Origin of the sequence: Arthrobacter sp. NPDC056493 (assembly GCF_042795115.1) — a bacterium.
GTDB lineage: Bacteria > Actinomycetota > Actinomycetes > Actinomycetales > Micrococcaceae > Arthrobacter.
The window spans coordinates 18,449-32,909 of record NZ_JBHTSL010000002.1 but is presented as its reverse complement, the minus strand read 5'-3'; the positions used below and the strand labels follow the sequence as shown (position 1 = coordinate 32,909).

Annotated in this window: 15 protein-coding genes and 1 riboswitch; of the genes, 12 read left to right on the top strand and 3 right to left on the bottom strand. The window is 68.0% G+C overall.

Annotated features, from left to right (window positions below; genetic code table 11):
• The first annotated feature begins 114 nt into the window (after positions 1-114).
• Positions 115-852 carry a hypothetical protein gene (locus tag ACFQ50_RS01090; RefSeq protein ID WP_377993680.1) on the top strand — a complete coding sequence of 246 codons (738 nt, stop codon included), beginning with the start codon at positions 115-117 and terminating at the stop codon, positions 850-852.
• A gap of 141 nt (positions 853-993) precedes the next feature.
• Positions 994-1,863 (top strand): DUF4031 domain-containing protein, encoded by an 870-nt coding sequence (locus tag ACFQ50_RS01085; protein ID WP_377993679.1) that lies wholly within the window; start codon positions 994-996, stop codon positions 1,861-1,863.
• 38 nt (positions 1,864-1,901) lie between these two features.
• Here the strand turns inward: ACFQ50_RS01085 and ACFQ50_RS01080 are convergent, their stop codons facing one another.
• Both ACFQ50_RS01080 and ACFQ50_RS01075 read right to left on the bottom strand, forming a co-directional pair.
• Entirely contained in the window at positions 1,902-2,303 is a 402-nt protein-coding gene (locus ACFQ50_RS01080; protein WP_377993678.1) for a YccF domain-containing protein, read from the bottom strand.
• Positions 2,304-2,417: 114 nt separating this feature from the next.
• Complete coding sequence (locus ACFQ50_RS01075) at positions 2,418-3,014, bottom strand: phosphoribosylanthranilate isomerase (protein WP_377993677.1); 597 nt, start codon at positions 3,012-3,014, stop codon at positions 2,418-2,420.
• Positions 3,015-3,119: 105 nt separating this feature from the next.
• Here ACFQ50_RS01075 and ACFQ50_RS01070 point away from each other — a divergent pair, with 105 nt between their 5' ends.
• The 5 genes from ACFQ50_RS01070 to ACFQ50_RS01050 all read left to right on the top strand — a co-directional run bounded on the left by ACFQ50_RS01070 (position 3,120) and on the right by ACFQ50_RS01050 (position 5,846).
• Positions 3,120-3,722 carry a HutD family protein gene (locus ACFQ50_RS01070; RefSeq protein WP_377993676.1) on the top strand — a complete coding sequence of 201 codons (603 nt, stop codon included), beginning with the start codon at positions 3,120-3,122 and terminating at the stop codon, positions 3,720-3,722.
• A gap of 43 nt (positions 3,723-3,765) precedes the next feature.
• Complete coding sequence (locus ACFQ50_RS01065; protein ID WP_377993675.1) at positions 3,766-4,296, top strand: ferritin; 531 nt, start codon at positions 3,766-3,768, stop codon at positions 4,294-4,296.
• A 100-nt stretch (positions 4,297-4,396) separates the two neighbouring features.
• A riboswitch (guanidine-III (ykkC-III) riboswitch) is annotated at positions 4,397-4,464 on the top strand.
• A 9-nt stretch (positions 4,465-4,473) separates the two neighbouring features.
• The gene (locus ACFQ50_RS01060; RefSeq protein ID WP_377993674.1) at positions 4,474-4,797 is read left to right on the top strand and encodes a DMT family transporter; all 324 of its coding nucleotides are present in this window, start codon (positions 4,474-4,476) and stop codon (positions 4,795-4,797) included.
• A complete protein-coding gene (locus tag ACFQ50_RS01055; RefSeq protein WP_377993789.1) occupies positions 4,797-5,168 on the top strand; it encodes a DMT family transporter in 372 nt (123 codons plus the stop codon). Before ACFQ50_RS01060 ends, ACFQ50_RS01055 begins: the two co-directional genes overlap by 1 nt.
• 27 nt (positions 5,169-5,195) lie before the next feature.
• Entirely contained in the window at positions 5,196-5,846 is a 651-nt protein-coding gene (locus tag ACFQ50_RS01050; RefSeq protein ID WP_377993673.1) for an MBL fold metallo-hydrolase, read from the top strand.
• 125 nt (positions 5,847-5,971) lie between these two features.
• Here the strand turns inward: ACFQ50_RS01050 and ACFQ50_RS01045 are convergent, their stop codons facing one another.
• Positions 5,972-7,858 carry a DEAD/DEAH box helicase gene (locus ACFQ50_RS01045; protein ID WP_377993672.1) on the bottom strand — a complete coding sequence of 629 codons (1,887 nt, stop codon included), beginning with the start codon at positions 7,856-7,858 and terminating at the stop codon, positions 5,972-5,974.
• 780 nt (positions 7,859-8,638) lie between these two features.
• On the opposite strand from ACFQ50_RS01045, the gene cycA reads away from it, so the two are divergent.
• From cycA to ACFQ50_RS01020, 5 genes are all read left to right on the top strand, one after another.
• Positions 8,639-10,123 (top strand): D-serine/D-alanine/glycine transporter, encoded by a 1,485-nt coding sequence (gene cycA / locus ACFQ50_RS01040; RefSeq protein WP_377993671.1) that lies wholly within the window; start codon positions 8,639-8,641, stop codon positions 10,121-10,123.
• A 234-nt stretch (positions 10,124-10,357) separates the two neighbouring features.
• On the top strand, positions 10,358-10,705 hold the full coding sequence (locus ACFQ50_RS01035) for a molybdopterin oxidoreductase (protein WP_377993670.1): 348 nt from the start codon (positions 10,358-10,360) through the stop codon (positions 10,703-10,705).
• Positions 10,705-13,218 (top strand): nitrite reductase large subunit NirB, encoded by a 2,514-nt coding sequence (gene nirB, locus ACFQ50_RS01030; RefSeq protein WP_377993669.1) that lies wholly within the window; start codon positions 10,705-10,707, stop codon positions 13,216-13,218. Before ACFQ50_RS01035 ends, nirB begins: the two co-directional genes overlap by 1 nt.
• The gene (locus tag ACFQ50_RS01025; protein WP_377993668.1) at positions 13,215-13,559 is read left to right on the top strand and encodes a Rieske (2Fe-2S) protein; all 345 of its coding nucleotides are present in this window, start codon (positions 13,215-13,217) and stop codon (positions 13,557-13,559) included. The genes nirB and ACFQ50_RS01025 overlap by 4 nt, the downstream gene beginning before the upstream one ends.
• A 41-nt stretch (positions 13,560-13,600) precedes the next feature.
• Positions 13,601-14,320 carry an SAM-dependent methyltransferase gene (locus ACFQ50_RS01020; RefSeq protein ID WP_377993667.1) on the top strand — a complete coding sequence of 240 codons (720 nt, stop codon included), beginning with the start codon at positions 13,601-13,603 and terminating at the stop codon, positions 14,318-14,320.
• Positions 14,321-14,461: the final 141 nt, after the last annotated feature.

Below are 14,461 nucleotides of genomic sequence, written 5' to 3'. Positions count from 1 at the left end.
CATTCAACTGCTTTGACGGCGTTTCGCTCCTGGCGCGGCCTGCCGGCTGCCGGACCGGGACCGGCACCCGGTGCCGGCGACCTCCGAACCGAAAATGATAGTGAGGATTACCAAATGAGCAAGCTGAAAAAACTGGGCACCCTGGGCACCATCGGCGTCCTGATGACGGGCGGGCTGATCCTCGGCTCATCGCCGGCCAACGCGGTGACCTGCAGCAACTCCAGCGTCAAGCCAACAAACTCGCTGACCGGAACCACGGTGGCCGCCACGAGCTTCGAGACGGCGTCATTCACCCCGTTCACCCCCTCCACAGCCACCACCGGAACCGCAACCATCAGCACCTCGCAGCGGCGGACGGGCACCTGCTCCGCGAAGCTGCACGTAACCAATGACTCCGGTTCGGTAGCCAAGATGTCGGTCGCACTGGGTTCCACCGCCGTCAAGACGGCCAACGCCGACGGCTGGTTCAACATCACCACGGCCGGCGTCGCCGGGAACGACGTCCCCTACCTGCGGTTCTTCGCGAACGGCACGCGGATCGCGGACATCTACCGCTACAACAGCAACGGCCAGCTGTGGCTGCGCGTTACGGCACCCAATGGCACTTTCTCCTACACCAAGCTGAAGTCCTCCAGCATCCCGCTGAGCACGTGGCACCGCGCCCAGATGGAGGTCACGGCCAACGGCAGCTCCTCCACCATCAAGGTCTGGTTTGACGGAGCCCTGGAGTTCTCCAGCAGCGCGGTGAATCTCGGCGTCTCAAGCCTGACGCATGTGCAGCTTGGAGCGGAGCACTCCCGCCAGTTGGGCGACGAGTACATCGACGACGTCATCGTCAAGAAGACGCCATAACTGCGGCAGGTTCGCCGTATCACGGCACGGCAGGCGGTGGCCGGTAGTACGCCTGCCGTGCCGTGCTGTGCTGTGCGGGCCCGGTCCGCGCCGGGCCCGGCCCCGGGCCGGCCCTGTTCAGGCGCGGACTAGACTCTCCCCATGGCCGTCTACCTCGATCCGCCGCTCTGGCCTGCCCACGAGACACTGTTTTCACACCTGATTTCGGACACCTCCCTGGCGGAACTCCACGCGTTTGCCGCCGCGGCGGGCATCCCGGAACGGGCTTTCGACGGCGACCACTACGACGTCCCGCAGCGGCGCTATGACGGCCTGGTCGCCGCCGGTGCCATTCCGGTGGAGGCGCGGGTCCTGGTCCGGAAACTCATCGCCAGCGGACTCCGGATCCCCGCCCGCAGCCGCACGAAGTCCCTCAAGACTCCCCTGCTCAACCGCTGGAACACGGTAATGCCGGGCCATGATGCCCTGTTCCTGGACCTGCTGGACCGCTGGAGCGAGAGCCACCGCAGGTACCACGGCTGCACCCACCTCCTCGCTGTGCTGGAAGCCCTGGACCTGCTCACACAACCGGCCCGGGCGCCGCGCACTGTGCTTCTGGCGGCCTGGTTCCACGACGCCGTCTACCGGGGAGCCGCCGGCGAGGACGAGGAGGAATCCGCCCGGCTCGCCGAGCTCAGGCTCGGCCAGGCCGGACTTCCGGAAGCCGAAGTCGACGAGGTGGCGCGGCTGGTCCGGCTTACCTCGGATCACCGGCCGGAGGCAGGGGACGACGACGGCGCCCTCCTGTGCGACGCCGACCTGTCCGTTCTGGGCGGGGAACCGGTGCCCTATGCCCGGTATGTGGCCGCCGTCCGGGAAGATTATGCGCACATCGGCGACGCCGATTTCGCGGCCGGAAGGGCCGCCGTCGTCCGCCAGTTGCTGGCGCTGGACCCGCTCTTCCATACCGAGCGGGCCCGGAATTTGTGGCTGGACGCCGCCCGGCGTAACCTGCAGGGCGAACTGGCCTGACAGGCCCTGACAGGCCCTGACCGGACGTTGCGTGACCGTCAGCGGTAGGCGGTGATGAACGGCCTGTCCGTGGGCACGATCTGCTTGCCCAGCGGCATCAGCGACACCGGGATCAGTTTCAGGTTGGCGATGGCCAGCGGGATGCCGATGATGGTGAGCGCCATGGCGACTGCCGTGACCACGTGCCCGATCGCGATCCAGATACCGGCCACCAGCAGCCAGATCACGTTGCCGAGCAGCGCGAACACGCCGTTTCCGCCCGGCTTATCCACCACCATCCGCCCGAACGGCCACAGGGTGTAGGACGCAATCCGGAAGGAGGCAATGCCCCAGGGGATGGTCACGATGAGCAGGCAGCAGATGATGCCGGCGGCGAAGTAACCAAGTGCCAGCCAGAAACCGCCGAAAACCAGCCAGATGATGTTCAGGAGTGTCTTCATCCGTCCATTCTGCCGGTCGCGAAGCCCCAAGCGCCTCGGGATCTGCCCTGATTTAACCCTTACCCAGCAGCCTGCGGACTTCCGCCCGGGCGGACATCCCAGTCACGGGGACGGTCAGCCCTTGGCTGCCGCCACGAACGCCCTGATCTTGGCCAGGTCCTTCACTCCCCTGCTTTGTTCGACACCCGAGGAAACGTCCACGCCCCATGCGCCGGCATCGCGGGCGGCGTGGGACACGTTGGCGGGGTCAAGGCCGCCGGCCAGGAGCCACTGCCGTCCTTCCAGGCCCCTGGCGCGCACGGAACCGTAGTCCCAGGCCTCGCCGGAACCGGGAACTGCGGCGTCGATGAGCAGCAGCTCCTCGCCCCAATCGGCAAACGCGTCCGGTTCGGCACCCATGGTGACGGCGCGGATGACCTTCATGCCGGCGTCGTGCACTGTTTTTACGTCCTCCGGTGTGCGCTCACCATGAAGCTGGATCCAGCTCAGCCCGGCAGCGCGGGCGATGGCCACCGCATCGGCGGCCGGTTCCGTACGGAAGACGCCGACGGCGGCCACGCCGTCGGGCACAGCCTTCACGAGTTGGGTGACCTGTGCGGGCGACACCACCCGGGGGCTGGCCGTCAGGACAAAGCCGACGGCGTCCGCCCCGGCTTCCACGGCCTCCCGGACTGATTCAGGCGTGCTCAGGCCGCAGACTTTGACGAACATTCACCGGCTCCTTGTTGTTGACAGCGTCGCCCTCGACCGCAGCGATCCGTCGCCGACTTTACGCGGGGAGGCAGGGGGCGGGCAACGCGCGGATAGGCTGGGCTGATGCAGATCATCCGCTTCGCCGACCTCAAACCCCAGCCCTGGCGCAACGGCGGCGGGGTCACCCGTGAGCTTGCAGCCGGCGCCGCTTCATCCGGGTCCGCCTCACCTGAAGCCACGTCATCCGACGCAGGGGCGTGGGACTGGCGGATCAGCATCGCCGACGTCACCCGCGCCGGAGAGTACTCCCCCTTTCCGGGGATGGAACGGGTGCTTACCGTCGTCGAGGGCGAACTGCTGTTGCTGGCCGTGGACGGGACCGAGCACCCGCTCGAAAAGTACCGGCCCTTCCGCTTCCCCGGCGGCGCGGCCTCCTCCTCGGCCCTGCCCACCGGGGATGTCCGCAACCTGAACGTCATCGCCCGGGAAGGCGCCTTCAAGGCGTACACCTCGATCATCGAACTGTCCAAGAAGCGTGCCCATCCCGTCTTCGAGGGCCAGCTGGGCGTCCTGCTGCAGGGACAGGCGACGGCCAGCCCCGGACAGGACAGCGCGCCCGTCCCGCTCGGCCGCTACGACGCGGTGGTGGGCTCCGACACCCAAACGCCGGAAATCCTGGGCCGCGGGTTCCTGGCAGTGGTATCCCTCGATCCGGTGACCGGCTAGCGGCTCTGGTACGCGCGAGGTGCCGGAACCTAGACTCGGTGCCATGACCAAGTCAAAATTCAGTGATCTCCTGCTGCTGCAGATAGGCAATGAATTCGCGGCCTCACAGCAGTACATTGCCGTGGCGGTCTGGTTCGCCAACCAGGACCTCCCGCAACTGGCCAGGTACTTCTACCGGCAGTCGGTGGAGGAACGCAACCACGCCATGATGATGGTCCAGTACATGGTGGACCGCGGTGTTGCCGTCACCATCCCCGGTGTGCCCGCCGTACGCAACGACTTTGCCTCGGTAACAGACCCGCTGGCACTCGCGCTCCGGCAGGAGAAGGAAGTCACCAGCAGCATCGAAAGCCTGTTCCGCGCGGCCCGGGCCGAAGATGACGCCCTGGGCGAGCAGTTCATGCTCTGGTTCCTCAAGGAGCAGGTGGAGGAGGTCGCCTCAATGACCACCCTTCTGAACATCGCCGAACGGGCAGAGAACACCTTCGACATCGAGAACTTCGTTGCCCGTGAAACCATCGGCGACGGCGGCCGTGACGCCTCGGCGCCCGAAGCGGCCGGCGGCGCCCTCTGATCTGCCCCCGCTGACGGCGGTGCCCGCTAACCCGAGCGCACGGCGGCGGTGAGGTTTGCCACCACCGGTGGCCACCGCCGTCGGGCGTTGCTAGGGTAAAGCCAAGGTCCCCTTCCCCGGACCTCCGGACGACGGTTCAGTACCCGGTGCGCGACAAGACTGGCCAAAGGATCTGTCATGTCGTGGTTCGTCCTCATTTTTTCCGGCGCGCTCGAGGCGGTGTGGGCGGCAGCGCTGCACCGCGCGTCCCAGTCCTCGGGCCGGCGCCGGGTCGCGGCCGGCGCGCTCTTCGTCGTCGCCGTCGTGGCCAGCACCGCGGGCCTCGGCTTCGCGATGCAGTCCATTCCCACCGGCACCGCCTACGCTGTGTGGGTCGGCGTGGGTGTGGTGCTGACGTCCGCCTACGCGATCGTGGCCAGAGTTGAACGGCCGACCGCGGCGCGGCTGCTGCTGCTCGCGGGTATCGCCGCGTGCGTGGTTGGCCTGAAGGCGGTGGCGTGATGCTCGCGAAGCCTGCCACGGCCTGGATTATCCTGCTCGCCTCGGCCGTCCTGGAAGCTGTCTGGGCCACGGCGCTGGGTCTGTCCGACGGCCTGACCCGCCCCGTGCCTGCCATTGTCTTCGTCGTGACGGCCGCGCTCAGCATGCAGGGGCTGGGCATGGCCGTGAAGCACATCCCGCTCGGCACCGCCTACGCCGTCTGGGTGGGGATCGGCGCGGCGCTGACGGTCGGCTGGGCCATGGCCACCGGCGTCGAGCCCTTCAGCCTGCTCAAGGTGCTGTTCATCGCAGGCATTGTGGGATGCGCGGCCGGGCTCAAGATGCTGCCGGCGGGGCCTTCCCGCCGGCGCGGGGCTGATCCGGCTCCCTAGCCTGGGCGTCCTCCCTAGACTGGGCTCATGGACACGCTCATTCATTCACTTCGGGACATCACCATCCGCCGGATATCGGTCAGCGAGATGGACAACAACGTGTATCTGCTGACGGCCAAGGAGTCCGGGGCGCAGCTGCTGATCGACGCGGCGGATGACCTGCCGGCGATTCAGGGCCTGCTGGCGGACGCCGCCGCGGACACGTCCGGGCCACCGACGCTGGCACTGATCGCCACGACGCACCAGCACTGGGATCACGTTCGGGCGCTGCCGGGCCTCGTCGAAGCCACCGGAGCCAAGACGGCGGCCGGCACCGACGACGCCCCGGAACTTCCCGTGAAGGTGGATGTGCTGCTGGAGCACGGTGACGTGGGGAACTTTGACGGGTTCGACGTCTCGGCCGTCCATCTGCGCGGCCACACGCCCGGTTCGGTGGCACTGGTGTATCAGGATCCGGAGGGACCGGCCCACATCTTCTCCGGCGATTCGCTGTTTCCGGGCGGCGTGGGCAACACCCAGAAGGATCCCGATCGGTTCAACCAGCTGCTCACTGACGTCACCGAGCGGATCTTCGGCGTTTATCCGGACGACACTGTGGTGCACCCGGGCCACGGCAAGCCCACGACGCTCGGCGCCGAACGGCCGCACCTTGACGAGTGGCGCGCCCGCGGCTGGTAGCGTGCGCTGCGTTTAGTGGCCTGCGCTACGCATAGTGGCCTGCGCTACGCAAAATGCCGGCCGCTACGGGAATTCCCGTAGCGGACGGCATTTTGCGTGTCGCCAGAAACCTGGCGCGTCGCCAGCTACCTGGCGCGGCGCTCGTTCGACGCCGGAGCCGACGCGCGGCGGGGGGCCTTCCGGGCGGGACGGCCGTCACCGGAGCGGCCGCTGCCGCCCGAGGAGGAACCGCCCGAGTACGAGCCGCCCGACGTGCCTCCGGTGGTGGAGGACCAGACCGGAGCGTTGCCGCCGGACTTGCCGCCGGCAGCTGCCCTCTGGCCGGTGGCGCGCTGGCCGGTGGCCGGACGTCCGCTGCGCTGGCCTCCGGTGCTCGGGCGACCGGTGCCGCCACGAGGGGCTTCGCTGCGGGTAAAGCGGGAATCGCCCCGGCCCTCCGCCGCACGCCCATCCGAACCGCGGCCGGCCGACGAGCGGCCGCCGGCCGCAGGGACGTCGTTGCGGTGCGTGCTGGCGGCAGTGCCGCGGCCGCGGGCGTTGCGGCGGGCCGCAGCTGCCGCGGTGGCCCGGTCCTCGTTCTGCTCAGCGGCGCGATCGAATGCCGCACGGGCTTCGGTGCGGCCCTCAAACGCCGCGGCGCGGCGTTCAGCGCGGGGCAGGTCCGTGCGCGGAGCCTCTGCGGAAACCCGTCCGCGGCCGCCGCGGCCTCCCCGGCCGCCGGCCGTGGGTGATGCCTGGCGGCGGGCGCGCTTGCGCTCGGCGTTGGCACCGGTGGACTTGCCGCCACCCTGCTGCGGAGCCTTGGCGGCGAGCAGCGCGGCGCGGGTGCGGGGATCAACCTTGTCGGCAATCTCGCCGACCAGCTCGGCAACAACCGGCGAGGTGGCGGTTACCCGCTCGAAGGTGACCTCGACACCGGCAGCCTTCATGAGCTTCCTGACGTCAGTCTGCTGCTCGGGCAGGGTCAGCGTGACCACGGTGCCGTCGGAGCCGGCACGGGCGGTACGGCCGGAGCGGTGCAGGTAAGCCTTGTGCTCGGTGGGCGGGTCGACGTGGATGACCAGTTCGACGTCGTCGACGTGCACACCGCGGGCGGCAACGTCGGTGGCCACCAGGACGCGGACGTCACCGGAGGAGAACTCCGCAAGGTTGCGGTCACGGGCGTTCTGCGACAGGTTGCCGTGCAGGTCGACGGCGGGGATCCCGGCGTCGGTCAGGGTCTTGGCCAGCTTGCGGGCATGGTGCTTGGTCCGCATGAACAGCACGCGGCGGCCGGCGCCGGAGGCCAGTTCAACAATCAGCTGCTTCTTGACGGTCTGGTCGTTGACCACCAGCACGTGGTGCTCCATGGTGGTCACCGCGGCCTGCGGATCGTCCACGGAGTGGGTCAGTGGGTTGGACAGGTAGCGCTGGACGATCTTGTCCACGCCGTTGTCCAGCGTGGCGGAGAACAGCAGGCGCTGGCCCTGGCTCGGGGTCATGTCCATGAGCTTCTTGACCACGGGCAGGAAGCCGAGGTCGGCCATGTGGTCGGCCTCATCCAGCACCGTCACCTCGACGGCCTCGAGGGTCAGGATGCGCTGGCGGATCAGGTCCTCCAGCCGGCCCGGGCAGGCGATGACGATGTCGACGCCGGCGCGCAGCGCCTTCTCCTGGCGGGCCTGGGAAATGCCGCCGTAGATCACGGTGGTGTTCAGGCCCATGGCCTTGGCCAGCGGCTCGATCGTTGCGTTGATCTGGGTGGCCAGCTCACGGGTCGGTGCGAGGACCAGGCCCATGGGGCGGCCGGGCTTGCGGAAGTAGGCGGCTTCGCGCTCGGCGAGGCGGGCCACGAGGGGGATGGCGAAGGCGATGGTTTTACCCGAGCCGGTGCGGCCACGGCCCAGCACGTCGCGGCCGGCCAGGGTGTCCGGCAGGGTCTTGACCTGGATGGGGAACGGGGAATCGATACCCTGGGCGGCCAGGGTATCGGCGAGTGCCTTGGGCGTTCCGAGGGCAGCAAAAGTAGTCATATGCGTTTATCAGGGTCTTTCAGGCGGTATCCAGCGGATATCGGCCCCCGAAGCCGGTTGGCCCAGGGGGTCGCCGAAGAAAAGTCAGGTGGTCAACCGGGCTGCTGCCAGTGTTCAAACAGCGGCCGCCGGGACCAATAGCGTTCATCGACGCAGGATGTGCCTCTCACATGAAAAAAGCCCGCTCTCCAAAATTCAGAGCAAAGCGGGCATCACTGCACATCAAGTCCCACCAGTCTACCATCCGGGCGCCCCGGACCCTTTCCCGCCCGCTGCACGTGCCCTTTCCTGGACCCTTTCCACCCGTTGCACGGCCCCTTCCCCGGCCCATTTCCGGCCCCTGCGCGCCCCCCTGCGCGGCCCCTGGACGGCTTCGGACGGGCACGCCGGCCGGGAGCATGCAGCCCTTCGCGGCGCGCCTGATAGTGCGTGACGCAACTCACGGACAACAATGGACGACATTTGGGACTGGCATGCTGGACATATGTCGAAGACTATTGCGGCGTTCCGCGCTCACAGCGAATTTCCTGCTGGCGGGCCGGATTTCCCGGCTGGACTGCGGAAACGCGCTTTCCGGCCGCGCCACCCCGCCCGGCGCGCGGGCATTCTGCCTGCCCATTGCCGGGCGCCGCGGCCGGGTGGAACGCAGATGCGGCGTTCCGCCGCTCATAGTCTTAACACCATCCCAATTGTTAGTTCCGTCACATTTGCGGCGGATCAACGCGGCCGGTACGGCACGCTCGCGCACGTGCCGGCGCCTGTGACAAGGAAGAAGACTTGATGTCTGAACGCACCACCAGCATTTCCGTTCAACCCACCACAGAACGTGCTGAACCCGGCCAGAGCAGGGAACCGCACCTCGCCCGCGGGCTTGGCAACCGCCACATCCAACTCCTGGCCATCGGCGGCGCCATCGGCACCGGCCTGTTCATGGGCTCCGGCAAGACCATCTCCCTTGCCGGCCCGTCCGTCATCTTCGTGTACATGATCATCGGCTTCATGCTGTTCTTCGTCATGCGGGCCATGGGCGAGATTCTGCTCTCCAACCTGAACTACAAGTCCTTCAGCGACTTCGCCGGGGACATTCTTGGCCCGTGGGCAGGCTTCTTCACCGGCTGGTCCTACTGGTTCTTCTGGGTGGTGACGGGCGTGGCCGACATCGTGGCCATCGCCGGCTACGTGGACAAGCTCGCTCCGGGCACACCCCTGTGGATCCCGGCTCTGATCACGCCCGTGGTCCTCATCCTGCTGAACCTTCCCACGGTCAAGGCCTTCGGCGAAGCGGAATTCTGGTTCGCCATCATCAAGGTGGTCGCCATCCTGGCGCTGATTGCCACCGGCGTGGTCATGATCGCCACCAACTTCACCTCGCCGAGCGGCGCAGTGGCCAATCTGGCGAACATGTGGAACGACGGCGGCATGTTCCCGCACGGCCTGTTCGGCTTCATCCTCGGCTTCCAGATCGCGATCTTCGCCTTCGCTGGCATCGAGCTCGTGGGCACGGCGGCCGCCGAAACCAAGGACCCGGAAAAGAACCTCCCCCGGGCCATCAACTCGATCCCGATCCGCGTCCTGCTCTTCTACGTTGGCGCCCTGGTGGTTATCATGGCCGTCAACCCGTGGCGCAGCATCGACCCCGCAAGCAGCCCGTTCATCGGCATGTTCACCCTCGCCGGCCTCGGCATCGCCGCCGTCGTGATCAACCTCGTGGTCCTCACCTCGGCCGCCTCCAGCGCCAACTCCGGCATCTACTCAACCTCGCGTATGGTCTACGGCCTCGCGCAGGACGGCAACGCCCCGAAGGCCTTCGGCAAGCTGAGCGTCCGCAAGGTTCCGCAGAACGCACTGCTGTTCTCCTGCATCTTCCTGCTGGCCGGCCTGGTCCTGCTGTATGCGGGCGACTCCGTGATCGGCGCCTTCACCATCGTCACCTCCCTGGCATCGGTGCTGACCATGTTCGTCTGGTCGATGATTCTCATCAGCTACATCGTGTTCCGCCGCCGCCGGCCGCAACTCCACGAGGCGTCCACCTTCAAGATGCCGGGTTCGGCCTTCATGCCCTACGTGGTCCTGGCCTTCTTCGCGTTCATGCTCGTGGCACTGGCCCAGGCCGAGGACACCCGCCTCGCGCTGGTGGTTGCCCCGGTGTGGTTCCTGCTGCTGGGTGCGGCCTGGTACTTCAACCGCCAGACGCCGCTGCAGCAGGCACGGATCGAGGAGTGGAAGGCCGAGGGCACCAGCGTCCCCGCTGCCGCCGACGCTTAATCCCTCAGACAAGAAAAACCGCGCTGCTGCCACCCCGGTGGTCCGCAGCGCGGTTTTTCTTTGCCTGGTCCGGGTCACGGATCGGGCGCCGGGTCACGCCCTGTAGACGGTGAGAAAGGTGTTAAACGGAAATTACACAAGCTGCCGGGCGCTGTAACACGTGCGGCGAAGGATGGACTCATGCCGGGCCGATGGCAGCGGCCGCAGCGTCCCCTCCGCCGAAAGGATCCGACCGTGATCTTGAAGAACATCTTCCTTCAGGGCATTTTTCCGTTCGACGGTGCGGGGCTCGAAAAGGCGGTGCCCATCCACAGCCAGCTTTCCCACTTCGTCCCCGACGGCGTCATCAACCAGACCCTGTATTTCCGTGGCGGGAACTCTTCCGCGGAACTGGTCACGGTGGTGCTGATGCGGGACGGCGTGCCCATGCGGTACTTCCCGATAGCTGCCAAGGGCGACGTGCACGTCCCGCTTCGCGTGGTGGAAGACATCGACGGCGGCTCCCTGATCGAGCTGAGGCTGCTGGCGGACACGGGGGTCAGTGGATCCGTCGTGGTCGACATGGGCATGGTGGAGCACTGATGACCGCCCTCGCCAGCCGCTCCGGCCGGGGCACGCCGGGTGATAGCCGGCGCAGGCTCGTGGTGATCGGCAACGGGATGGCCGGCGCCCGCGCCGTCGAGGAAATCCTGGCCCGCGGCGGCGCCGTTCAGCACCGGATCACCATGTTCGGCGACGAGCCCTACGGCAACTACAACCGGATCATGCTCAGCCATGTCCTCTCCGGCGAGGAAGACGCCGGCGGCATTTTCCTGAATTCGCTGGACTGGTACCGGGAGAACAACATCACGCTGCATGCTGGCGTCCGGGTGGAAAAGATCGACCGCTTCGCCAAACTGGTGTTCTCCGACGACGGCAGGGCCACTCCGTACGACATCCTCATCATCGCCACCGGCAGCCGCTCGTTCATGCCCGCCGTGGGGGGCCTGTACACGCCGGGCGGCCGACTGCTGCCCGGCGTCTTCGCGTTCCGCACCATCGATGACACCCGGGGCATGGTGTCGTACGCCCAGCAGGACCACCACCGGCGCGCCGTCGTAATCGGCGGCGGACTGCTGGGGCTGGAAGCCGCACGCGGCCTGCAAAGCCATGGCATCGGCGTCGACGTCGTCCATTCCGGCGGGCACCTGATGAACGCACAGATGGGCCCGGACGGAGGTGCGGTGCTGCGCCGGAGTGTCGAGGCGCTCGGCATCAGGGTCCACACCAGCAGCCGCACCACCGCCATCCTGGGCCAGGACAGGGTGCGCGGCGTCCAGCTGCGGGACGCGCCTGATATCGAATGCGACATGGTGGTGGTGGCCGCCGGAATCCGCCCCAACGTGGAGGTGGCGGTGACCAGCGGCCTGCCCGTGGAGCGGGCCATCGTGGTGGATGACCACATGCGCGTCCCGGACGAGGACGAGATCTACGCCGTCGGTGAATGCGTCCAGCACCGCGGCGAGGTGTACGGCCTGGTGGCGCCGCTGTGGGAGCAGGCCGCCGTGCTGGCCGACCATGTCACCGGGGCCAATCCGAAGGCAACTTACCTGGGCTCTCGCACCGCCACCAAACTCAAGGTGGCCGGCGTCGACGTCGCATCCATGGGGCTGCAGGCCCCGGAACGGGACACCGACGAGCACGTGGTGTTTTCCGAACCGAGCCGCGGCGTCTTCAAGTCCATCGTGATCCGGGACAGCAAGATCGTCGGCGCAACGCTGCTTGGGGACAGCCGCAAGGTGGCCTACCTGACGCAGGCGTTCGACCGCGGGCTGCCGCTGCCCGAGGAACGGGTCTCGCTGCTGTTCGACCTCGGCGGGCCCGGCGGCGAAACCGGCGTGGCCGAACTCGACGGCGATGCCCAGGTCTGCAACTGCAACGGCGTCAGCAAGCAGGCCATCGCGGACACCGTGAAGGGCGGCTGCACCACGCTGTCCGGCGTCATGGACGCCACCCGGGCCGGCAAGGGGTGCGGTTCCTGCAAGCTGCTGGTCCGGCAGGTGGTGGAATGGGTAGCCGGCGGCGCCGTGGCGGAGGACCCTGCCGCGGCGTACTACGTTCCCGGCGTGCCGCTGCAGAAGACCGCGCTGATGGCCGCAATCCGGGAGCAGGGCCTGCGGTCCGTGTCCGCCGTGTTCGCGGCGCTGGCACCGGACGGGGCGGAGGACGCAAAGTCGAAGATGGGTCTGGCGTCCCTGCTGAAAATGATGTGGGCCGGGGAGTACATCGACGAACGCGATGCACGGTTCGTCAATGACCGCGTCCACGCCAACATCCAGCGCGACGGCACGTTTTCGGTGGTGCCGCAGATGAAGGGCGGCGTGACCTCCCCGGAGCAACTCCGCCGGATCGCTGATGTGGCGGACAAGTACGGCATCCCGATGGTGAAGCTGACGGGCGGCCAGCGGATCGACCTGCTCGGTGTTCCCAAGGAGGACCTGCCGAGGGTCTGGGCAGACCTGGACATGCCCTCCGGCTACGCGTACGGCAAGAGCTTCCGAACGGTCAAGACGTGTGTGGGGCAGGAGTTCTGCCGCTTCGGCACGGGTGATTCGACGAAGCTGGGCATCGAGATCGAATCGCGGTTCCAGGGCATCGAGTCCCCGGCGAAACTGAAGCTCGCCGTCTCCGGCTGCCCGCGGAACTGCGCCGAATCACTGGTCAAGGATGTTGGGGTGGTGGCGGTCGACGGCGGACGCTGGGAAATCTACGTCGGCGGCGCCGCGGGTGCCCACATCCGCAAGGGGGACTTGCTGGCCACCGTGGACGATCGCGAAACCGTGACACTGCTGGCGGGGCGTTTCATGCAGTACTACCGCGAGCGCGCCAACTGGCTCGAACGCACGTATACCTTCGTGCCGCGCGTCGGGATCGAGCACCTCCGCGCGGTGATCGTGGACGACGCTGAAGGCCTGGCCGCGCAGCTTGATGCTGCGATGCAGGCGTCGGTGGAGGCCTACGCAGACCCGTGGGCTGAGCGCAACGACCCCTTCACCCCCGGCCAGTTCCGCACCTCGCTCCCGCTTGAGGTGCTCCCCCAGGTGCCGGTCCGATGAGTGCCGGTCCGATGAGCGCCGGGCTACACGCCGACGGGCTGCATGTCCTCGGCCCGGTGGCCCAGGTCCCCGTGGGCGAGGGCCGCGCGTACGCCGTAGCCGGCGAACAGATCGCCGTGTTCCGGCTCCGGAACGGTTCCCTCCGTGCGGTCTCGGCCGTCTGCCCGCACAAGGGCGGCCCGATCGCCGACGGCACCATCGACCGGGCCGTGGTGATGTGTCCGCTGCACCAGCACGCGTTTGAGCTGGAAACAGGCTGCTCCACCACCGGGGCAGCCCCTTTGCGCAGCTACCCGGTGTTCGCGGACGGGGAACAGAACATCATCGTCAGGCTGCCCTGACGCGCTAGATGGGCGGACGTTTCTGTGGCAGGGTGTTGGCCATGGACCACGAGGGGCACGACGGCGCCGCGCGCCATTGCGACGAAATGTACCGGAGCAGGGCGCGCGTCTGGAGCGGCCGGCCCAACCCGCAGCTGGTGGCCGAAGCGGCAGGGCTGGAGCCCGGCACTGCCCTGGACCTGGGGTGCGGCGAGGGCGCCGACGCCCTGTGGCTTGCCGAGCAGGGCTGGACGGTGACCGCGGTGGACGTCTCCGCCGTCGCACTGGACCGCGCCGCGCAGCACGCCGCCGGCTCCCCGGCCGGGAAGCGCATCACGTGGCTGCAGCGTGACCTTGACGCGTGGGCTCCCGGGGAGCAGTTCGATCTCGTGTCCGCGCAGTTCCTGCACTCCACCGAAGCCCCGTGGCAGCGGCCGCACCGCGTGGCTGCCGATGCGGTCCGCCCCGGTGGCACGCTGCTGATCGTCGGCCACCATCCCGACGGCCTGCCGCCCTGGCGGAGCCAGGCTGACGAGAACGCCAACTCGAATGACAGCGGGCACGCTGACGGGCACCCTGGCGGGCACAGCGGCGGCCACGCGAGTCCGGGGATGTTCTTCACGGCGGAGCAGGCCGCAGCCGAGCTCGGCATCGCAGCGCCGGGCTGGCGCGTGGAGGTTGCAGCCAGCCGCGAACGGGAGGCCACAGGCCCGGACGGGCAGTCGGCCCTGCTCGCCGACGCCGTCCTGCGCGCCACCCGCTTGCAGCCGCCACCCACGTAGCCCCGAGCATCTCACCCGGTTTCATTAGAGTTTTTGTCCACGTATCGCGACTTCGGGGGGGGTTTTTTTTGGGTTGGGGGGGGAAAAAAAAAACAAGGGGGGGGGCGCGGGGGGGTGGGGGCCGCCGCGGGGGGGGGGGCC